Source organism: Billgrantia sp. C5P2 (genome assembly GCF_051062895.2).
The window spans coordinates 1401513-1422078 of the sequence record NZ_CM128542.1; the positions used below are offsets into that span (position 1 = coordinate 1401513).

Consider the following 20566-nt stretch of genomic DNA (forward strand, 5'->3'; position numbering starts at 1 on the left):
AGACGGCCGTGGTCAGTCCTGGGAGAGAGCCGATTCGTCCTGCAGTACGGCCTCGAGCAGGCGGATGCGACGGTTGTCGGCATTGAGCACGGTAAAGCGCCAGCCGCCCAGCTCGGCATGCTCGCCGCGGCCGGGAAGGTGGCCGAAGCGCTGCATCACCAGTCCGCCCACGGTATCGAACTCGTCGTCGGAGAAACGCGTGCCGAAGCGTTCGTTGAAATCCTCGATGGGCGTCAGCGCACGGATGGCGTAGCGGCCATCGCCCAGTTCGCGGATATCGTCTTCTTCTTCGGTATCGTGTTCGTCCTCGATATCGCCGACGATCTGCTCGAGGATATCCTCGATGGTGACGATCCCGGCGGTGCCGCCATACTCGTCGACCACCACTGCCATGTGATTGTGGGTGTCGCGGAACTCCTTGAGCAGGCTGTTGAGGCGCTTGGATTCCGGTACGAACATGGCGGGGCGCAATACGTCCTCGAGGCGGAATCGCTCGCGCTCCTCCTCGGGGCTGTTGAGCAGCTTCAGCAAGTCCTTGACCAGCAGCAGGCCCTTGACCTCGTCGAGGTTCTCGCCGATCACCGGATAGCGCGAGTGGCCGGTCTCGTTGATCAGTGCCAGGTACTCCTCGGCGGGCTGGTCCACGGCAATGGCGGCCACTTGAGAGCGCGGGATAAGCACCTCACGCACCTGCTGGTCGCTGATCTGCATGGCGCCCTCGATGATCATCATGGCGTCCTGATCCAGCTTGAGGCGGGTGGCTGCCTCGCGCAGGAACTCCATGAGTTCCTCTCGCGAACTGGGACTTTCGCTGTCACCCGAGAGGGCACCGAGCAGCTTGTCGAGCCAGGACCTGCCGCCCTGGCCGTTCGTTCGGTCGTCACTCATCGATCGCGTCTCTCGTCCATGCGTCGTCTTGTTGTTCGTGGTCGCCGGGGAGTGGTGCGTAGGGATCGGCAATGGCGAAGTCCGCCAGAATCTCACGCTCCAGCGCCTCCATCCTCTCCGCCTCGGCCTCCTCGAGGTGATCATGACCGAGCAGATGCAGCATACCGTGTATCACCAGGTGGGCGTAGTGATCCAGGAGGCGCTTGGCCTGTTCACGGGCTTCGGCCACCACCACCGGGTGGCACAGCACCAAGTCGCCGAGCAGGGGCAGGGTAAGTCCTGGCGGGCCGTCGAAGGGAAAGGAGAGTACGTTGGTGGGCTTGTCGCGGCCACGATAGTCGCGATTCAACCCCTGGCCCTCCTCGCAGTCGACGATGCGCACGGTGACCTCGTGGCGCGTCTCCTGTGGGAAGCGCACCAATACGGCATTGACCCAGGCCTCCAGCTCGGCCTGTTCCGGCAACTCCTCGCCTGCGGTGGCAAGTTGCAGGTCGACGATCGCTACCGGGCTCATCTCCTGTATTCTTCCCGGTTGCGCTCGCGCTCCTGGCGCAGCGCCTCGCGCTCGCGTTCGCGGGCTTCGCGCCGGGCGCGCTCCTGGACTTCCTGCTCGGCCTCGAAGCTTTCGTAGGCTTCGATGATGCGCTGCACCAGCGGGTGGCGCACCACGTCCTTGGCGGCGAAGTGGGTGACTCCGATGCCGGCGGTGCCCTTGAGGACTTCGAGCACCTGGATCAGCCCCGAGCTCTGGCCACGCGGCAGGTCGACCTGGGTCACGTCACCGGTGATCACCGCGGTGGAGCCGAAGCCTATACGAGTCAGGAACATCTTCATCTGCTCGCGGGTGGTGTTCTGGCTCTCGTCGAGGATGATGAAGGCGTTGTTGAGCGTGCGCCCGCGCATGTAGGCCAGCGGGGCGATCTCGATCACCTGGCGTTCGATCAGCTTGCCGACCTGCTCGAAGCCGAGCATCTCGTAGAGGGCGTCGTAGAGCGGCCGCAGGTAGGGGTCGATCTTCTGCGCCAGATCGCCCGGCAGGAAACCGAGTTTCTCGCCGGCTTCGACGGCGGGGCGGACCAGCAGGATACGGCGCACCTCCTGCTGGTTGAGCGCCTCCACGGCTGCGGCCACGGCCAGGTAGGTCTTGCCGGTACCGGCCGGGCCAATGCCGAAGTTGATGTCGTGCTGCCGAATGTTCGCGACGTAGTTCTGCTGGTTAATGCCCCGCGGCTTGATCAGCACCTTGGGGGTGCGCAGCAGCACGTCGCCGTCGGCCGGACCCTCCTCCTCGTCGAGCGCCTCGCGCCCCGACTCCTGCAGGAAAAGGTGTACCGTATCGGGAGAGAGATCGCTGGCCTCGGCCTCGCGGTAGAGATGCTCCAGTACATTGGCGGCGGCCTTGACCCGGTGGCCGGGGCCGGCCAACTGGAACACGTTGCCGCGATTGCGCAGGGTCACGCCGAGGCGCGACTCGACCAGTTTGAGATGTTCATCGCGCTGACCGCAGAGGTTGGCGAGGCGCTGTGGATCATTGGGCTCTAGGCTCAATGTAATGATGCGGTTGGCCTGTGCGGCGTTTTCACTCAAGATGGCAAAGTTCCTGCGTTGCGTGTATGTGACCCAGCTTACTGCCCTGCCTTTCGGCAGGGCAATCCTTTCACGAACGAGAGTCTGCAACTCGATCTCGAAAAGGCGTTGGACCGCTCCCTGCGGTCAGTGTAGCGCCGGAGAAGCCAGTTCGCCGCGAAGTGAGTTGGGTAGCGCCTCGGTGATCGTCACGTCGACGAAATAGCCGATCAGCTCGGTGGGGTTGGCGGCGCTGAAATTCACCACACGGTTGTTCTCGGTGCGCCCCGACAGCTGCCCCGGATCCTTGGGCGAGAAGCCGCTGACCAGGATGCGCTGAGTGGTGCCCACCATGCGCCGGCTGATCTGCATCGCCTGCTGATTGATACGCTCCTGCAGGATCGCCAGGCGCTGTTTCTTGACGCTCTCGGGAGTATCGTCGGGCAGCGCCGCGGCCGGTGTGCCGGGCCGAGCCGAATAGACGAAGCTGAAGGAGTGATCGAAGCCGATGCGATGGATCAGGTCCATGGTCGCCTCGAAGTCTTCCGCGGTTTCGCCGGGGAAGCCGACGATGAAGTCGGAAGAGAAACTGATGTCCGGGCGCAGGGCGCGGATCCGCTCCATCTTGGCGACATACTCTTCGGCGGTATGGCCGCGCTTCATGGCGGTGAGAATGCGGTCGGAACCGGCCTGCACCGGGAGGTGCAGATGGCTGACCAGCTCCGGAATCTCACCGTAAGCCTCGATCAGGCTGTCGCTGAACTCCACCGGATGCGAGGTGGTGAAGCGGATGCGGTCGATGCCCTCCACAGCCGCCACGCAGGCGATCAGCTCGGCCAGGTCGATCTCGTCGCCGAGCCGGTTCTCGCCGCGGTAGGCGTTGACGTTCTGGCCCAGCAGGTTGATCTCGCGGACACCCTGATCGGCCAGATGGATCACCTCATCCATCACCGCCTCGAAGGGACGCGAAACCTCTTCCCCGCGGGTGTAGGGCACCACGCAGAATGTGCAGTACTTCGAGCACCCTTCCATCACCGAGACGAACGCCGTCGCTCCGTCGGAGCTCGGCTTGGGCAGGTGGTCGAATTTCTCGATCTCGGGAAAGGTGACGTCGACCATGGCGATCTGGTTCTGGCGGCGGGCGTCGAGCATCGCCGGTACCCGGTGCAGGGTCTGGGGACCGAACACCATGTCCACGTGCGGGGCGCGCTTGCGCAGCGCCTCGCCTTCCTGGCTGGCCACGCAGCCGCCGACGCCGATCACCAGGTCGGGATTGGCCTCCTTGAGTTTCTTCCAGCGGCCGAGCTGATGGAAGACCTTCTCCTGCGCCTTCTCACGAATGGAACAGGTATTGAGCAGGATGACGTCGGCTTCGCCTTCGTCGTCGGTCAATTCGAGCTGGTGCGATTCGCCGAGCAGGTCCGCCATGCGGGCGGAGTCGTACTCGTTCATCTGGCAGCCGTGGGTCTTGATGAAGAGTTTCTTCGCCATAAGGATTGAGGGTCGGTTATCCGACGCGTGCGTCACCGGTGAGTGGAGTGTCGCGGGAATGGGCTTCGCAAAGCCGTTCTCGAAGGTGGCGACATTATACGTAAGCAGGTCCAATGGAGCCAGTGGGGGGGGGGCACCGCGGCACCGTACGACTGTGGTACGCTTGCGCCTTGGCAGGCCCCGCAGCGGGCTCGGAGCGTAACACAACGTTGAGGACACACGGCCATATGGCGGCCAAACCGATCTACCGGGTGGTATTTCACCAACAGGGTGAAATCTGGGAGCTCTACGCCAGGGAGATCTACCAGAGCGAACTTTGGGGCTTCATCGAGGTCGAGGAATTCGTCTTCGAGGATGGCTCGAAGCTGGTAGTGGACCCCTCGGCCGACCGCCTGCGACACACCTTCGACGGTGTCAAGCGCAGCTATCTGCCGTTGAACGCCATCGTGCGCATCGACGAGGTGGAACGTGAGGGGCCGGCAAGGGCAATCAAGAGCGAAGGGCGCGTGGCCGAATTTCCGCGTGGCCCGATGCCGCCTCCGCGGCGCGAGCCCTGATCGTCTTCGCCGCTTGTACGGGGAGGGGGGACAGGCTGCTCATGAAACGACCAGCCTTTGCCGAGCCCGTGGCGGAGCGCCACGACGCTGCCTTTCCAGCGGTTTTCCCGGGGCTTATCCACAGATTCTGTGGATAGGCCGCTGAACGACATAAGCCAGGACGACGGCATGAAGCAACGATTCGAGTTTCTGCTTGCAGGCGTGGCGCTGGGCCTCATGGTCTCGCCGCTGCACGCCCAGCAGTCTGATGACGCTACCCACTGGGTTTCCGATGAACTGACGACATACGTGCGCAGCGGGCCGACCGATGGCTACCGTATCGTCGGCACCCTGACGGCAGGTGAGTCGGTTACCTTGCTCGAGACCAGCGGCGATTACAGCCGGGTCGAGAGCAGCGAAGGCGAGCGGGTCTGGATCTTGAGCAGCGAGTTGCAAGACGCACCGAGTGCGAGTGAGCAATTGCCGCGCCTGGAGGAGCAGGTCGCACAGCTCGAGTCCGAGCTCGACGGCATCAACGAGACCTGGGAGGGTCGGGTCTCGGCCATGACCGAGACACTCGAGGCGCGTGAGCGGCGAATTGCCGAGCTGGAAACGCGAAACCAGCAGCTCGATAGCGAGGCCGACAGCTCACGCCAGACCATTCGCCAGCTGCAGGCACGCCTGGATACTCAAGAAGAAGATCTGTTGATGCGCTACTTCATGTACGGCGGTGGCGTGGCCGGCGCCGGCCTGCTGATTGGTTTGATCGTACCGCACCTGCCGCGCAGGCGGCGCAAGCGCGACCGCTGGTTCTAGCGGGAGGGGATGGCATGGCGCGTGAATGGCTCGATCGCTGGCGCGAGGGGCGTATCGGCTTCCATCGCTCCGGCACTCATCCGGCACTGGTACGCCACTGGCCAATGCTCGGCGTACGTCCCGGCACCAAGGTGCTGGTCCCGCTATGCGGCAAGAGCCTCGACATGCGCTGGCTGGCCCGGCATGACCATCCGGTGCTGGGCATAGAGCTTGCCGAGGAGGCCATCGAGCAATTCGTCGCCGAAGGGGCGGGGGATGTTTCGCGCTATCAGCAGGGGGCGTTCGCCGTGTGCCGTCAGGGCAACGTCGAGCTCTGGTGCGGGGATTTCTTCCACTTCCATATCGATCAGGCCGCAGAGATCGGCGCCTTCTATGATCGCGCGGCGCTGATTGCCCTGCCGAGTGCCACTCGCCAGCGCTACGCCTTTCATCTAGCGCAACTGATCCTTCCCGGCGCGCGAGGGCTGTTGGTCTCGCTGTCGCGTGCGGCTGGAGATGAAGCGGCCGGGCCGCCCTACCACGTGCCGGCCGAGGAGGTTCGCGAGCTGTTCGAACCCAACTTCCTGGTGACACACCTGGGTGATGGTGAGCCGGAAGCGGAAAGCGGTTTTCGCGAAAGCGTCTGGGCACTGGTCCGGCGTGGGCCGATGAAGTGACCGGAGCCGACGAGCACTTGTCGTAGTCAAATAGTGAAGGGCCGCCCTTGGGCGGCCCCGGTGGCTTGACAGGCTCAGCGCGCCAGCAGTTGGGCCAGTTCAGGGTCGCTGAAGGCGCGATCCAAGGCATCGGCAATCAGGTCGTTGAGCATGCGCCGGTTGGCGTCGCGCCCCGGGCGCAAGGCATAGCTCTGCGAGCGGCGCGAGGTGTAGGTGCCGGTATAGGTGGTGCCCTGGTTGGTCACCTTGACCTCGAGCACGGCCTCCAGGCGCGCCTCGTCGATGACCGGCCGGCTGTCGCCACGCTCATAGCCGAGATGCTGCAGCGTCACCGTCAGGCCGGGTCGGCCGTTGCCGGGCTGGTCGGTCGGGGTGAAGCCCATGTCGCGTACGGCACGCTCGGCTTCGCGCTGCAGGTTTGGCACCAGCTCATGGGCGCTGACGGTGATCACGGCAGTGGACATGGCGCTGCCGCTGCGGGTGCCGATCACGTCATCGTCGCGTGCGTCCACGGCGGCCACCGTCACGGCTTGCCCGTTGCCGACCTGCGGCACCGAGACGCTGCGCTGAGGGTTCAGCTGCAGGTAATGGGGACTGGCACAGCCGGCCAGCAGGGCGGTTGCCAGCAAGGCGGCTGCAGCACGCAGGGCATGACGTCGGTTCATTCTCCCTCCTGGAAGTTACAACTCATTGCGGCATGAGCATGGCCCAAGGATAACGCCGCGCGAAACCGCGAAGGGACGCTGGCTTCAGGCAGGCATAGGCGCAGTATATCGTCAGGTGCTCACGGGCAACAGCGTTGCACCATTGCCGGACGAAGCGGTTACACTGGATTTTCTACGCTTTACGCCTCTCGAGAGAGGGAGACGCCATGATACGCCCCGCCACTACCGAGGACATACCGCAGCTCGTCGACATCTGGTTGCGTGCCTCGCTGCTCGCCCACGATTTCATACCCGCGAGCTTCTGGCACGAGCGTGCCGACGACATGGCAAGAACCTACCTGCCCGGGGCGGAAACTTTCGTGCTCGAGGCGACCGATCGCCCCATCGGCTTTGCTGCGCTCAACGGCGATCATCTGGAGGCGCTGTTCATCGATCCCGAGGTGCAGAGCTTCGGCCACGGCACCCACTTGATGGCGCATGCAATGGGGCAGCGGGAGCGCATTACCCTGTGCGTCTACTCGCGCAACGTGCGTGCCGTTTCCTTCTACCACCGGATGGGCTTCCAAGTCGTCGAAGAGCGCCGCGATCCCCTTAGTGGCGAAAACGAAACGCTGATGATCTGGGCACGGCGGCACGATTAGGTCGTATACCCTGTGGCGGCACGTGGTCAGATGACGTGTAACGCATCATTCGTAAGCTCAGTTTTTTTGATGCAAAAGCTAGAATAACTATATTTTAACTAATCATTGGGCGCGCCTAAGGTGTGGGCATAACAACATCACCGAAGGAGACACCGCCCATGACAGTCGAAAGCATCGATACGCTGGTGGTTGGCGCCGGTCAGGCCGGCGTGGCCATGAGCGAACACCTGGGCAACCTCGGGGTGCCCCACCTGGTGCTGGAGCGCCACCGTATCGCCGAGGCCTGGCGCACCCGTCGCTGGGACTCCCTGGTGGCCAATGGTCCGGCCTGGCACGATCGTTTCCCGGGGCTCGAGTTCTACGACCTGAACCCGGATGCCTTCGCCTCGAAGGAGCAGGTGGCGGCCTATTTCGAAGCCTATGCCCGCAAGATCAATGCCCCCGTCCGCACTGGGGTCGAGGTCAGGTCGGTGGAGCGCAACACTGGCCGGCCGGGGTTCACAGTCGAGACATCAGAGGGGGTCATCGAGGCCAATCGCGTGGTGGCTGCCACCGGTCCCTTCCAGACACCGGTGATTCCGCCCATCGCACCTGAAGACGAAACCCTTACCCAGATCCACTCTGCCGAGTATCGCAATCCCCAGCAGCTGCCGGAAGGGGCAGTGCTGGTAGTGGGCGCCGGTTCCTCCGGGGTACAGATCGCCGAGGAGCTGCAGTGCGCCGGCAAACGGGTCTACCTCTCGGTGGGGCCCCATGATCGCCCGCCTCGGGCCTATCGTGGTCGCGACTTCTGCTGGTGGCTGGGGGTGCTCGGCGAGTGGGACGCCGAGATGATGAGGCCCGGGACCGAGCACGTGACCATTGCCGTTAGCGGCGCCAATGGCGGCAAGACCATCGACTTTCGCGAATTGGCCCATGGCGGAATGACTCTGGTTGGCCGGACCCGGGCCTTCGCCGGCGGCAAGGTCATCTTTGAATCCGACCTGGCCGACAACCTGGCCGCCGGTGACGAGAACTACCTGTCGAAACTGGATGCCGCCGATGACTATATCCGCCGTAACGGCATCGATTTGCCAGAAGAGCCAGAGGCCCGCGCCATTCCTCCGGACCCCCAGTGCGTCAGCGATCCGATCCTCGAGCTCGATCTGGCCGAAGCCGGCATTACCAGTATCGTCTGGGCCACCGGCTTCTCGGTGGACTATCACTGGCTGAAGGTCGACGCCTTCGACGACAACGGCAGGCCTCGGCATCAGCGTGGGGTGTCCAGCGAGCCTGGTGTCTATTTCGTCGGCCTGCCCTGGCTGTCCCGGCGTGGTTCCAGCTTTATCTGGGGGGTATGGCACGACGCCAGGCATATCGCCGATCACATCGCCACCCAGCGCAAGTACCTGGCCTACCACGCCGAGGCCCAGCGCCGGGCCGGGGATGATGCCTCGCCGCGCCGAGCAGTGACCGTCGAGTAAGCCAGTGGGGAGGCGCTGCGCCTCCTTCGTTTATTGCTTCAGCAGGACCAAGGAGCCGTCGATGCCGACACATACCCGAATTCGCATGTTCAATACCAAGGCGACCTATCCCAACCAGAGCCTGGACAACGATCTCTGCCAGGCCGTGCGGGCCGGCAATACCGTCTATGTGCGTGGCCAAGTGGGCACCGATTTCGAGGGGCGCCTGGTTGGCCTGGGCGATCCTGCCGCCCAGGCCAACCAGGCCATGAAGAACGTCGAGCAGCTACTCGAGGAAGCCGGCAGCGACCTCAGCCATATCGTCAAGACCACCACCTACATCACCGACCCGCGCTTCCGCGAGCCGGTCTACCGGGTGGTGGGTCAGTGGCTCAAGGGCGTTTTCCCCATCTCCACCGGCCTGGTGGTGGCGGGGCTGGCCCAGCCGGAGTGGCTGATGGAGATCGATGTGATCGCCGTGATTCCGGAAGAGGAGGGCGCCGCATGACCTTTTCCGTTGCCGGCTTCTGTCGCGAGACCGGCCAGTTCGGCACCGCCATCAGCTCATCGAGCATCTGCGTGGCCAGCCGCTGCCCCTTTATCGCTCCTGGCAAGGGGGTGGTATTGACCCAGAACGTCACCAACCCGGTGCTGGGCCAGCGCGGCACCGAACTGCTGGCCCAGGGCCTGGATGCCGAGTCGGTGTTGGCTCGTCTGGTCGAGGAGGAGCGCTTCCCCGAATGGCGCCAGCTTCAGGTGCTCGACGCCGAGGGGCGCAGCGCCGTGCACAGCGGTGCAGAGACCTTGGGGATCCACGCCACTCGCCAGGGGCGCGACTGCGTAGCCGGCGGCAACATGCTCGCCGGCACCGCGGTAATCGATGCCCTGGTGGAGACCTTCGAGCGCCACGAGGGGGAGCTCGCCGAGCGACTGCTGGCGGCGCTGGAGGCGGCGCAGGCCGCCGGCGGCGAGCTGGGCCCGGTGCACTCGGCGGGGCTCAAGGTCACCGACCGGGCCAGCTGGCCGGTGGTGGACCTGCGGGTGGACTGGCATATCGCTCCCATCCAGGAGCTACGCATGGTATGGCAGGCCTACCGCCCCCAGCGTGACGCCTATGTCTGCCGCGCCATCGATCCCAACCAGGCACCGGGCTATGGGGTGCCGGGGGACGATCGATGAGCGACTTCGACGCCTCGGTGGCGTGTGTCGCGTTGCTCAAGCGACTGATCGCCTTCGATACCACCAGCGAGCGCAGCAACCTGCCGCTGATCCACTTCGTGCGAGACACTCTCGCCGAGCAGGGCATCGAGGCGACCCTGATCCCTTCGGCCTGCGGCGATAAGGCCAACCTCTACGCCACCATCGGGCCCCGCGACCGCCCTGGGGTGATGCTCTCCGGTCATACCGACACCGTGCCGGTGACCGGCCAGGCCTGGAGCAGTGACCCCTACTACCTGACCGCCAGGGGGCAGCGCCTCCACGGTCGCGGCACCGCGGACATGAAGGGCTTCCTGGCGGCGGTGCTGGCGGCGGTACCGGCCATGGCCCGCGCCGAGCTGACCGCGCCGATCCATCTGGCCTTTTCCCACGACGAGGAAGTGGGCTGCGTAGGAGTGCGCAGCCTGCTGGCGGCCATGCAGCGCTTCCGGGTGCGCCCCGCCGCCTGTGTGGTGGGCGAGCCCACCTCCATGCGCCTGGCCACCGCCCACAAGGGCAAGCTGGCCGGCCGCATCGAGGTGAAGGGCAAGGCCTGCCACTCCGGCATGGCCCCGGAGGGCATCAATGCCATCCAGCAGGCGGCGCCGCTGATCCAGTGGTTCGCCGACACCGCTGCCGCCAAGGCCGAGTTCGGGCCCTTCGATACCCGCTTCGCCATCCCTTGGACTACCCTGCAGCTGGGCACCATCGAGGGGGGCACGGCGCTCAATATCGTGCCGGCCCAGTGCCGTTTCGACTTCGAGGTACGCAACGTGCCGGACGAAGACCCGGATCGCCTGCTGGCGCCGCTCGAGGTCGAAGTGGCACGCCTCGATACCGAACTCAGGGCGCGCCATCCCGAGGCCGGGGCCAGCCTGAGCCGGCTCGGCGATTACCCGGGCCTGGCCATGGCGGAGCAGGGCGAGCTGGTGGAGGTAATCCTGGCACTGCTGGCCGACCCGGGCCGTGAGCGCATCGGCTTCGGCACCGAGGCGGGGCTCTTCCAGCAGGAGCTGGGGATTCCCACCCTGGTCTGCGGCCCCGGCAGCATGGCCCAGGGGCATCAGCCCGACGAGTACGTGACCCGGGAGCAGCTGGGCCGCTGCGAGGCCTTCCTGGCGCGGCTGACCGAGGCCCTGACCGACCCCGAGGCGGTGGCCCACCTAGATCGTGCCTGCGCGGCCCAGGCGCCCGCCGGGTAGTGCCGTGACGGGCCAGCGGGGCGGGCGCTGCCGAGCCAGCCTTGGTATGCTCGGCAGAGGCGGCTTCGCCGCTTCGAGCCCCCGAGTCCGGATATCCGTCGATGCGTCACTTTACCCTCAAGCAGCTGCGCTACTTCGTCGTCGCCGGCGACCTCTCCAGCGTCACCCGGGCGGCCAGGCAGCTGCATGTCTCCCAGCCCTCCATCTCGGCGGCCATCCAGCAGATCGAGGAGACCACCGGCCTGCAGCTCTTCGTGCGCCACCACGCCCAGGGGCTCTCCCTGACGCCGGCCGGCAAGCAGCTGCTGGTGCGCGCCAAGCAGCTGCTGCGGGACGCCGAGGGGCTGGAGCGCTTCGCCGTTTCCCTGGGCGAGGAGATCGGTGGCGAGCTGCGCCTGGTGGCCTTTCCCACCTTCGCCCCGGTGTTCCTGCCCCAGCTGCTGCGCCGCTACGCCGACCGCTACCCGGCGGTGAGCCTGCAGTGCGACGAGATGAACCAGGCGGATATCGTCGCCGGGCTGGGCAAGGGGGACTACGAGCTGGCCTTCACCTACGACCTCCAGGTCCCCGAGAGCATCGACTTCACGCCCCTCTACCGCTTTCCCCCCTATGCGGTGGTCAGTGTCGCTCACCCCCTGGCCAGTCGCGACAGCGTGCGCCTCGCCGAGCTGGTTAAGTACCCCATGGTGATGCTCGACTGGCCGCTGAGCCGAGAGTACTTCCTGTCGATCTTCTCCCTCCTGGGCCTCTCGCCCACCGTGGCTCACCGCGCCAAGTCCATGGACATGATCCGCGGCCTGGTGGCCAACGGCTTCGGCTTCTCGCTGTTCAATACGCCCTTGACCACCCTCGACGCCTTCGATGGCGGGCGGCTCAAGGCGCTGACCCTCGACGACGAGGCGCCGCCGCTTTCCATGGGAGTCGCCTGTCTGCGTGGGCTGCGCCTGAGTCCCGCCGCCGAGGCCATGCACCGGTTGGTCTGCAACGTCGAAACGCTGACGCCGACCCTGGAGCTTCTGGCGCCCTATCTCGTCCAGGCACCCGAGCCGTTGATCGGACTCCAGGACTCGGATTGAAGCCACCGTCGCGCCTTGTTGGCCTTGCCGCCCCTGCGAGCTGGGCCAACGGGGCCCGGCGTTGCTGCCCACGATTTCCCCTTTATCAATGAACGGCGCAGCCGGCGGGTTGAGTTCCTTCTTGCATAATAAAAACTGAAGCAAGGCTTAGCATAATAATATTTTAGCTAACCAATCCCCAGGACTATCGTGAACTCACCAAGCGTGATTCATGCCTCTCAAGGCCCATAACTACAACCCCCGACGACTGGAGTGCTTCCCATGGCGGCACACGATCTTTCCTACTGGCGTAACCTGCGTACCCGGCTGAGCCTGCCCGGTGGCGCCTTTGTCGATGGACAGCGCCGGAGCGCGGCGGATGGCGCCACTCTGACCACCTGGAACCCGGCCACCGGTGAGGCAATCACCCAGGTCGCCGCCTGTGGCGATGCGGAGGTTGATGAGGCGGTGGCCGCGGCCCGGGCGAGCTTCGAGACGGGGACCTGGTCCCGGGCCGCGCCAGCCCATCGCAAGGCGGTGCTGCAGCGCCTTGCGGCGTTGATGATGGAGCATCGGGACGAGCTGGCGCTGCTCGAGACCCTGGATACCGGCAAGCCGATCAGCGATGCCCACGGCATCGATATCCCCGGTGCCGCCGGCTGCTTCGCCTGGTACGCCGAGGCCACCGACAAGCTCTATGGCGAGGTGGCGCCCACCGACGGCGACAACCTCGCCACCATCACCCGGGAACCCGTCGGCGTGGTGGCGGCGGTGATCCCCTGGAACTTCCCCCTCGATATCACCGCCTGGAAGCTGGCCCCGGCACTCGCCGCCGGCAACAGCGTGATCCTCAAGCCGGCGGAGCAGTCGCCGCTCACCGCCCTGCGCCTGGCCGAGCTGGCCAAGGAGGCGGGCCTGCCCGACGGCGTGTTCAATGTGCTGCCCGGCCATGGACACGTCACAGGGCAGGCGCTCGGCCTGCACCCGGACGTGGACTGCCTCGCCTTCACCGGCTCCACCGCGACCGGCAAGCGTTTCCTGGAGTACGCCGCCGCCTCCAACATGAAGCAGGTATGGCTGGAGTGTGGCGGCAAGAGCCCCAACCTGATCTTCGCCGACTGCGACCTGGATGCCGCCGCCGCCGCCGCGGTGCAGGGCATCTACTTCAACCAGGGCGAGGTGTGCTCCGCCAACTCGCGGATCCTGGTGCAGCGCGACATCAAGGAGGCCTTCGTAGCCCGCTTCGTCGAGGAGGCCGCCAGGCTCAAGGTGGGTGATCCCCTGGATCCCGAGACCCGGGTCGGATCGCTGATCGACAACGATCACGCCAGGCGGGTGCGCGGCTTTATCCAGCTGGGCGTGGAGGAGGGCGCCCGGTTGGCCCTGGGCGAGGCCCCGGCAGCGAATGCCGAGGACGCCTTCGTCACTCCGACCCTCTTCGATGGCGTCACGCCCCGGATGACCATCGCCCGGGAAGAGATCTTCGGCCCGGTGGCGGTGCTGATCGAGTTCGCCGACGAGGACGAGGCGGTGACCATCGCCAACGACTCCATCTACGGCCTGGCCGCCTCGGTATGGACCCGGGACCTGTCCCGGGCGCACCGGGTGTCGCGCCGCCTGCAGGCCGGCACCGTCTCGGTGAACACCGTCGATGCCATCGACTTCACCACCCCCTTCGGCGGCTACAAGCAGTCCGGCTTTGGCCGCGACCTGTCGCTGCACGCCCTGGACAAGTTCACGCAACTCAAGACCACCTGGATTCGCCTCTAAACGAAGTTTCCCGCTCGTCGCCCGACCCCGGCGGCGAGTGTCGACGACAGCACAACAACAACGAAGGTGACGACAATGCAACAGACACAGACCCCGGTTGCCGGCGCCTCCGCCGTGGCAATCACCAGCGATACCCCCCGTGGTGTCCTGGGCTTCAAATCACTGCTGGCAGTGGCGGTCGGCCTGGTCGTCTCCCAGGGAGTGATGGTGATCATGCTCCAGGGGGTCGGTATCGCCGGCGCCGCCTTCATCGTGCCCCTGACCATCGCCTGGGTGCTGGCGCTCTGCTACGCCGCGTCCTTCTCGGAACTGGCGCTGATGGTGCCCCGGGCGGGCAGCCTGAGTGCCTATACCGAGGTCGCGCTGGGCCACTTCCCGGCCATCCTTTCGGTCTTCTCCGGCTATGTGGTGGTGGCCATGTTCGCGCTCTCCGCGGAGCTCTTGCTGGTCGACTACCTGCTGGGGATGCTCTATCCCGGCCTGGGCGGCAGCCTCTGGATCGCCTTCGGCATCCTCGGCGTATTCACGGCGCTCAACCTGTTCGGCATCGATGTCTTCGCCAAGCTGCAGAACCTGCTGGCCTTCGTGATGGTGGTCGCCCTGACCCTGCTCGGCGTCAGCGCCCTGAGCGGTGGCTTTGCGCCTCACGAGATTGCCGCAGGGCAGGTCTTCGGCGAGTTCAACCTGGGCGACGGTGCCCTGACTCTGATCGCCCTGGCCATCTGGGGTTATGTTGGGGTGGAGTTCGTCTGCCCGCTGGTGGGGGAGTGCCGCAACCCGGCGCGAAACATTCCCCGCGCCATGTTCGTCGGCCTGACCATGATCTTCGGCGTCTTCCTGCTCTATTGCCTGGGTGCGCTCTTCTACATTCCCCGCGAGACCCTGATGAGCGCCGAGCTGCCGCACCTGGAATATGCCACTGCGGCCTTCGGCGGCTCCGGCACCTTCCTGCTGGCGGTGGCGGCGGTCACGGCCACCTGCAGCACCCTCAACACCTCGCTGGCCTCGGTGCCGCGCATGCTCCAGGGCATGGCCGAGCAGGGGCAGGTGTTCCCGGTCCTCGGGCGCCTGACGCCGACGAGCCGGGTGCCCTGGGTGGCGGTGCTGTTCATCGCCGGCGTCACCGGCCTGCCGCTGCTGATCTGGGGTAATGATCCTGGCACCGTGGGACTGCTGCTGGTGGCTGCCGCGATCGCCTGGTTGCTCGCCTACATCATCGCCCACGTCAATGTGATTGCCCTGCGTCGCCGCTATCCCGACGCCAAGCGTCCCTATCGCACCCCCTTTTACCCGCTGCCCCAGCTGATCGGCATCGTCGGCATGGTCTACGCCATCGTCTACGCCTCGCCGGCCCCGGAGCTGACCGCCTGGATCTTCACCAGCGCCGGCGTGGTGCTGGGCATCGTCAGCCTGATTGCCGTGCTGTGGATCAAGGGCGTGATGAAGAAGCCGCTGTTTCGCCCCGAGCCGCTGGATGAGCTGATGGCCGACGCCGGAAGCCAACCGAGCAGCGACTGATCCCGAAATTCGGTATCGGGTCACTGGCCCGATGCCTCGAACAACAGCAAGCCCCGACTCGAACAGGAGTACCGTCATGAACAGCCTCAACCAAACCGTCACCGCGACCGCCCGCGACGAAAAGCAGCGGATCTGGGAAGCCGATCGCGATCATTTCATGCATCCCTGGACCGACTTCTCCACCTTCAAGGAGACCGGTTCCATGGTCTTCACCGCCGCCGACGGGGTCTCCATCCAGGACGCCGACGGCAAGCGCTACCTGGACGGAATCGGTGGCCTGTGGTGCGTCAATATCGGCTATGGCCGCAAGGAGATTGCCGAGGCGGTGGCGGAACAGATCTGCGCCATTCCCTACTTCTCCACCTTCGGCCACCACACCACGCCGCCGGCGGCCAAGCTCGCCGCCAAGCTGGCCGAGCTGGCACCGGGTGACCTCAATCACGTCTTCTACGGCTGTGGCGGGTCGGTGGCCAACGACACTGCGGTGCGCCTGATTCACTTCTACTTCAATCAGTTGGGCAAGCCCACCAAGAAGCAGATCATCTCGCGCATCGACGGCTACCACGGCAGCACCTACATGGCCATGTCGATCACCGGGGTCAAGGTCGACCACATTGGCTTCGATATCGACGAGCAACTGGTGCATCACATCTCCTGCCCCAACCCCTATCGTCGTCCGGAAGGCCAGAGCCTGGAAGCCTTCTGTGACGAGAAGGTGCGGGAACTCGAGGACAAGATCCTAGAGATCGGCCCGGACAACGTAGCCGCCTTCTTCGCCGAGCCGATCATGGGTGCCGGTGGGGTGATCGTGCCGCCCGAGGGCTACCACAAGGCGACCCACGAGGTGTGCCGCAAATACGACGTGCTGTATGTCTCCGATGAAGTGGTCACCGCCTTCGGGCGCCTGGGTCACATGTTCGCCTCCGAGAATGAGTTCGGCATCGTCCCGGACATCATCACCTGCGCCAAGGGGCTCACCTCCGGCTACCTGCCGCTGGGGGCGACTATCTTCTCCGACCGCATCTATGAGGTGATCAGCAAGCCCCAGGCCGAGGGCGCCATCTTCACCCACGGCTTCACCTACTCCGGCCACCCGGTCAGCTGCGCCGCGGCGCTGAAGAACATCGAGATCCTCGAGCGCGAGGATATCTGCGATCACGTCAAGGATGTCGGCGCCTACTTCGAGAGCCGCATCCGCGAACTCGGCGAGCTCGACCTGGTAGGCGATGTGCGGGGGCGCAAGTTCATGATCTGTCTTGAGAACGTCGCCAACAAGGCGACCAAGGCGCTGATCGACCCGGCGGCCAAGGTGGGCAATCGCATCGCTGACGCCTGCCAGAAGCGCGGCCTGATCGTACGCCCTCTGGCGCACATGAACATCCTTTCGCCGACCCTGATCCTCACTCGCGAGGACGTCGACTTCGTCGCCGAGACCCTGAGGGAGAGCATCCTCGAGGTCACCGAAGGCCTGCGCGACGAGGGCTACCTAGCACACTAATGTCGGCCACCCGCTGCGGTTGGGGTGGGTGGCCGACCGCGCTGTGCTAACACCCGTTTAACGAGTCTCGTCGCGCTACCAGCGACGACGGGCCGGTGCCCCGCGCACCGGCCCAGGGCAGCCTTGTCTCGAATTCCCCGGCGAGGCGCTCCACAAACAACCTATCGGAGGATCTATGGAATCCTGGACTTTCATCGGCTTCTTCGTGGCCTCTGCCGTGACGTTGGCCATTGCCGTATTAGCCCTACTGCTGGACTCGTACCAGTCAGCGAACCGGAAAGGAGGTAAGCCCAATGCTTAACTGGACGCTACTTCTACTCTCAGCCGCCGCCATGTTCCTGCTGTCATGGTGGTCGATGCGTGCCGCGGGAGATAAGGACGAGTCGGGCTTTCTCGTTGCCAACAACTCGCTCGGGCCCTTCGTCGCCGCCGCCACCATCATCGCGACGGGGTACAGCGGCTTCGTCTTCATGGGAGCGCCGGGTGTCGCCTATCAATATGGCTCCTTCGAGCTCTACTCAAACGTCTTCTATACCCCGGCCTTCCTGGTCGCCACGGTATTCTTTGCCAGCTTCCTGAGGAGAAAGGCACACAAGATGGGTAGCCGGACCATCTCGGAGTATATCGCCAACAGTCACTCGGACGGGGCGGCGGGGCGCTGGCTGCGGGCCATTTCCGCCATCATCATCGTGCTGCTGCTGAGCGTCTTCCTGGTTTCACAGATTCGGGCGATCGGTCTGCTGATGTCGGGCTGGCTGGGTATCTCATCGAATTCGGCGGCCCTGTTCGTGACCCTGCTGGTGATCGGCTACACCATTTTCGGCGGTCTGCGCGCCGTGGCCTGGACCGACACGGTGATGATCCTGGGCATGGTCGGGGCCTCCTGCGCAATCGCCTATGTAGTCTTCGTGCAGGTCGGGGTCGGGGAGCTGATCGCGGGCCTGAACGGTATCGATCCCGAGCTCGCCAACCCCTCAACAGGGGCACCCTATGGCGACAGTATCCTGGCCTCCTTCCTGGTGTTGCCCTATGCCTTCATGTGGGCCGCGGTGCTGCCCTACATGTCGGTGCGTTTCCTGGCCATCAAGCAGGGCGTCAGCATGGCCAGGGTGGGGATCTGGGTCGCCATCTTCGGGCTGCTTCTCAACTTCACCCCCCTGGCTGGGCTCTACGCACGGGCCTACTTCCCGAACCTCGAGGCTCCCGATCTGGCCATGCCGACCTTTATCCAGAGCGCCTTCGGCCCGACCATGGCCAGCGTGATCACGCTATTCATCCTCTTTGCCATGAAGTCCACGGCCAACTCCCTGATGCATACCATCTCCACGGCGATCTCCTATGATGTGCGTCATGCCCTGGGAGTGAAGTCAGGCTTTTTCAGCTGCATGAGCTTCAATCGGCTGATGGTGGTGGTCGTGGGAGTCATGGCGTTCGTCACCATGGCCTACCTGCCTCCGGTGATGGTGCTGTGGCTGGGGGTCCTCGGCAACGGCACCCTGATGGCGTCGCTGTTTGGGGTATCCCTTTGCTCCACCTTCTGGCAGGGCAACAGTACCGGCGCTCTGGCCTCCATCGCCACGGGCTTCTCCACCAGCGCCTTCGTGCTGCTGGGTACCGATCTGGGCTGGGTGCAGGGTCCGCTGCTGGGCTGTCTGGTGTCGGCTATCACCTACGTCTCCGTCAGTCTCCTGACCCGTCAGCGAGTCATCGCCACCTCACGGGAGCGGCTGGCCAACTGAGCGGTGGATGAGCATTGCTCGAGAGTCCCGTGAATCTGTGAACGGGTCCGCCTGTGGTGTCACACGGAGGCGGGCCCGGCTGTTAGAATGAGTGTTTTAACATCGAATCATAGAACCGGACGGAACCCCATGAGCGACGCGCACCGCGACTTCCTTATTGCCCCCTCCATCCTCTCGGCCGACTTCGCGCGCCTGGGCGAGGAAGTGGACCACGTGCTGGCTTCCGGCGCCGACATCGTCCACTTCGACGTGATGGACAACCACTACGTCCCCAACCTGACCATCGGCCCCATGGTCTGCGAGGCGCTGCGCAAACACGGTGTCACCGCCCCCATCGATGCCCACCTGATGGTCAAGCCGGTGGACCGGTTGATCGGCGACTTCATCGATGCCGGTGCCAGTTACATCACTTTCCATCCGGAGGCCTCCGAACACGTCGATCGTTCACTGCAGTTGATCCGTGACGGTGGCTGCAAGGCCGGGCTGGTATTCAACCCCGCCACGCCGCTCTCCTACCTCGACTACGTCATGGACAAGGTCGACATGATCCTGCTGATGAGCGTCAACCCCGGCTTCGGTGGCCAGGCTTTCATTCCAGGCACACTCGACAAGCTGCGTGAGGCGCGGCGTCGCATCGATGCGTCGGGCCTGGATATCCGTCTCGAGATCGATGGCGGTGTGAAGGTCGACAACATCGCCGAGATCGCACGCGCCGGGGCCGATACCTTCGTGGCCGGCTCGGCGGTGTTCAAGGCCGGCTGCGACAGCGACCCGAATCGCTACGACAGCGTCATCCGCACTTTCCGCGAGCAACTGACCCTGGTGTAGGCCGCCGCAATGACCGAATCGTCGACGTTGTGGTACCTGTATATGCTTGAAACGCCTCAAGGGACGCTCTATACCGGCATCACCACCGACGTGGCCAGGCGCGTGGCGCAGCATGAATCGGGGCGGGGCGCGAAGGCACTGCGGGGGCGCGGGCCGCTCGCGCTGGTACATCAGGAGCCGGTGGGCAGCCACGGCGATGCGCTGCGGCTCGAGGCCGAGGTCAAGCGTCTTCCAGCCGCGCGCAAGCGAAGCTGGTTCCAGGGCCGTCAGGGCCTCGAGGAAACGTCATGCATCCCATCCTGAACGACATACGCCTGGTCAGCTTCGACCTGGATGGCACCTTGGTCGACTCCGTGCCCGACCTGGCAGTGGCAGTGGATGCCAGCCTGAGCGAGCTCGATCTGCCAGCGGCAGGCGAGGCGAGAGTGCGCGACTGGGTGGGTAACGGCTCGCTCAAGCTAATGGAGCGGGCGCTGACCTTTGCCCTGGGCGGGCTGCCCGGAGGAGAACTCCTGGCTTGCGCCCATGAGGCCTTTCTCGAACACTACAGGCGCGACCCTGGTTCGCGTACTTGCCTTTACCCCGGGGTGCGCGAGTGCCTGGACGCACTGCGAGTCAAGGGGCTGACGCTAGTACTCGTGACCAACAAGCCGTTCGCGTTCATTCGGCCGATCCTGGCCCAGTTCGGTCTCGAGGAGCATTTCGCGCTCTGCCTGGGGGGCGACAGCCTGCCGCAGAAGAAGCCCGACCCGGCGCCGCTGCTGCATGTGGCGGCGCAATTCGGTCAGCCCTCTTCGGCCTGCCTGATGGTGGGCGATTCGCGCCACGACGTGGCCGCCGGTCGGGCCGCCGGATTCCGTACCCTGGCGGTTCCCTACGGCTACAACCATGGCGAGCCGATCCGCGACAGCCGGCCGGATGCGCTGGTTGATTCACTGGCGGAACTCATTTAGCACCGACCGGTGGCCCAAAGTTCGCATCATTCCTGCTCCAGGGAGTGTCTTACTCTCTGCACTCGGCATGGTGCAATCAACAGCAACCACGGCATAATACCTTGG

The 20566-nt window shown here is 64.9% G+C and carries 21 protein-coding genes; 16 read left to right on the plus strand and 5 right to left on the minus strand.

The genetic code is table 11. The features are described from left to right. Positions 1 to 12 precede the first annotated feature (12 nt). The 4 genes from ACRWQA_RS06495 to miaB all read right to left on the minus strand — a co-directional run bounded on the left by ACRWQA_RS06495 (position 13) and on the right by miaB (position 3945). Positions 13 to 888, minus strand: a complete 876-nt coding sequence (locus ACRWQA_RS06495; RefSeq protein WP_263580612.1) for a CorC family transporter — start codon at positions 886 to 888, stop codon at positions 13 to 15. Then, positions 881 to 1402: an rRNA maturation RNase YbeY gene (gene ybeY / locus ACRWQA_RS06500; RefSeq protein WP_263580611.1), complete on the minus strand. Its 522-nt coding sequence runs from the start codon at positions 1400 to 1402 to the stop codon at positions 881 to 883. Before ybeY ends, ACRWQA_RS06495 begins: the two co-directional genes overlap by 8 nt. Beyond that, positions 1399 to 2475: a PhoH family protein gene (locus ACRWQA_RS06505; protein WP_263580610.1), complete on the minus strand. Its 1077-nt coding sequence runs from the start codon at positions 2473 to 2475 to the stop codon at positions 1399 to 1401. Before ACRWQA_RS06505 ends, ybeY begins: the two co-directional genes overlap by 4 nt. A gap of 126 nt (positions 2476 to 2601) precedes the next feature. Continuing rightward, entirely contained in the window at positions 2602 to 3945 is a 1344-nt protein-coding gene (gene miaB, locus ACRWQA_RS06510) for a tRNA (N6-isopentenyl adenosine(37)-C2)-methylthiotransferase MiaB (RefSeq protein ID WP_263580609.1), read from the minus strand. Between the two features lie 227 nt (positions 3946 to 4172). On the opposite strand from miaB, the gene ACRWQA_RS06515 reads away from it, so the two are divergent. The 3 genes from ACRWQA_RS06515 (at position 4173) to ACRWQA_RS06525 (ending at position 5953) form a co-directional block, all read left to right on the plus strand. Further along, on the plus strand, positions 4173 to 4502 hold the full coding sequence (locus ACRWQA_RS06515; protein ID WP_263580608.1) for a DUF1820 family protein: 330 nt from the start codon (positions 4173 to 4175) through the stop codon (positions 4500 to 4502). A 168-nt stretch (positions 4503 to 4670) separates the two neighbouring features. Continuing rightward, positions 4671 to 5297, plus strand: coding sequence for a TIGR04211 family SH3 domain-containing protein (locus ACRWQA_RS06520; protein WP_412031176.1), 627 nt, complete (start codon positions 4671 to 4673; stop codon positions 5295 to 5297). A 14-nt stretch (positions 5298 to 5311) separates the two neighbouring features. Then, on the plus strand, positions 5312 to 5953 hold the full coding sequence (locus ACRWQA_RS06525; RefSeq protein WP_434228635.1) for a class I SAM-dependent methyltransferase: 642 nt from the start codon (positions 5312 to 5314) through the stop codon (positions 5951 to 5953). Between the two features lie 74 nt (positions 5954 to 6027). On the opposite strand, the gene ACRWQA_RS06530 is transcribed toward ACRWQA_RS06525, so the two are convergent. Then, on the minus strand, positions 6028 to 6618 hold the full coding sequence (locus ACRWQA_RS06530; protein ID WP_263580606.1) for a YajG family lipoprotein: 591 nt from the start codon (positions 6616 to 6618) through the stop codon (positions 6028 to 6030). A 206-nt stretch (positions 6619 to 6824) separates the two neighbouring features. Between ACRWQA_RS06530 and ACRWQA_RS06535 the strand changes: the two genes are divergently transcribed. The 13 genes from ACRWQA_RS06535 to ACRWQA_RS06595 all read left to right on the plus strand — a co-directional run bounded on the left by ACRWQA_RS06535 (position 6825) and on the right by ACRWQA_RS06595 (position 20461). Continuing rightward, the gene (locus tag ACRWQA_RS06535) at positions 6825 to 7259 is read left to right on the plus strand and encodes a GNAT family N-acetyltransferase (protein WP_434228634.1); all 435 of its coding nucleotides are present in this window, start codon (positions 6825 to 6827) and stop codon (positions 7257 to 7259) included. Between the two features lie 158 nt (positions 7260 to 7417). Beyond that, positions 7418 to 8722: a flavin-containing monooxygenase gene (locus tag ACRWQA_RS06540; protein ID WP_434228633.1), complete on the plus strand. Its 1305-nt coding sequence runs from the start codon at positions 7418 to 7420 to the stop codon at positions 8720 to 8722. Positions 8723 to 8783: 61 nt separating this feature from the next. After that, a complete protein-coding gene (locus ACRWQA_RS06545; protein WP_434228631.1) occupies positions 8784 to 9209 on the plus strand; it encodes a RidA family protein in 426 nt (141 codons plus the stop codon). Next, positions 9206 to 9880, plus strand: a complete 675-nt coding sequence (locus ACRWQA_RS06550) for a DUF1028 domain-containing protein (RefSeq protein ID WP_434228629.1) — start codon at positions 9206 to 9208, stop codon at positions 9878 to 9880. The genes ACRWQA_RS06545 and ACRWQA_RS06550 overlap by 4 nt, the downstream gene beginning before the upstream one ends. Continuing rightward, positions 9877 to 11100, plus strand: a complete 1224-nt coding sequence (gene argE / locus ACRWQA_RS06555) for an acetylornithine deacetylase (protein WP_434228628.1) — start codon at positions 9877 to 9879, stop codon at positions 11098 to 11100. The genes ACRWQA_RS06550 and argE overlap by 4 nt, the downstream gene beginning before the upstream one ends. Before the next feature lie 101 nt (positions 11101 to 11201). Then, positions 11202 to 12176, plus strand: coding sequence for a LysR family transcriptional regulator (locus tag ACRWQA_RS06560; RefSeq protein ID WP_434228626.1), 975 nt, complete (start codon positions 11202 to 11204; stop codon positions 12174 to 12176). Between the two features lie 261 nt (positions 12177 to 12437). Further along, positions 12438 to 13925, plus strand: a complete 1488-nt coding sequence (locus ACRWQA_RS06565; protein ID WP_434228624.1) for an aldehyde dehydrogenase — start codon at positions 12438 to 12440, stop codon at positions 13923 to 13925. Between the two features lie 75 nt (positions 13926 to 14000). Then, positions 14001 to 15443, plus strand: a complete 1443-nt coding sequence (locus tag ACRWQA_RS06570; protein ID WP_434228622.1) for an APC family permease — start codon at positions 14001 to 14003, stop codon at positions 15441 to 15443. A 76-nt stretch (positions 15444 to 15519) separates the two neighbouring features. After that, positions 15520 to 16941, plus strand: coding sequence for an aminotransferase (locus tag ACRWQA_RS06575; RefSeq protein ID WP_434228620.1), 1422 nt, complete (start codon positions 15520 to 15522; stop codon positions 16939 to 16941). A gap of 293 nt (positions 16942 to 17234) precedes the next feature. Then, positions 17235 to 18680: a sodium:solute symporter family protein gene (locus tag ACRWQA_RS06580; protein ID WP_434228618.1), complete on the plus strand. Its 1446-nt coding sequence runs from the start codon at positions 17235 to 17237 to the stop codon at positions 18678 to 18680. Between the two features lie 129 nt (positions 18681 to 18809). Next, on the plus strand, positions 18810 to 19508 hold the full coding sequence (gene rpe, locus ACRWQA_RS06585) for a ribulose-phosphate 3-epimerase (protein ID WP_434228617.1): 699 nt from the start codon (positions 18810 to 18812) through the stop codon (positions 19506 to 19508). Between the two features lie 42 nt (positions 19509 to 19550). Beyond that, positions 19551 to 19811, plus strand: a complete 261-nt coding sequence (locus ACRWQA_RS06590; protein ID WP_434228615.1) for a GIY-YIG nuclease family protein — start codon at positions 19551 to 19553, stop codon at positions 19809 to 19811. After that, a complete protein-coding gene (locus ACRWQA_RS06595; protein WP_434228613.1) occupies positions 19796 to 20461 on the plus strand; it encodes a phosphoglycolate phosphatase in 666 nt (221 codons plus the stop codon). The genes ACRWQA_RS06590 and ACRWQA_RS06595 overlap by 16 nt, the downstream gene beginning before the upstream one ends. The last annotated feature ends 105 nt before the right edge of the window (positions 20462 to 20566 follow it).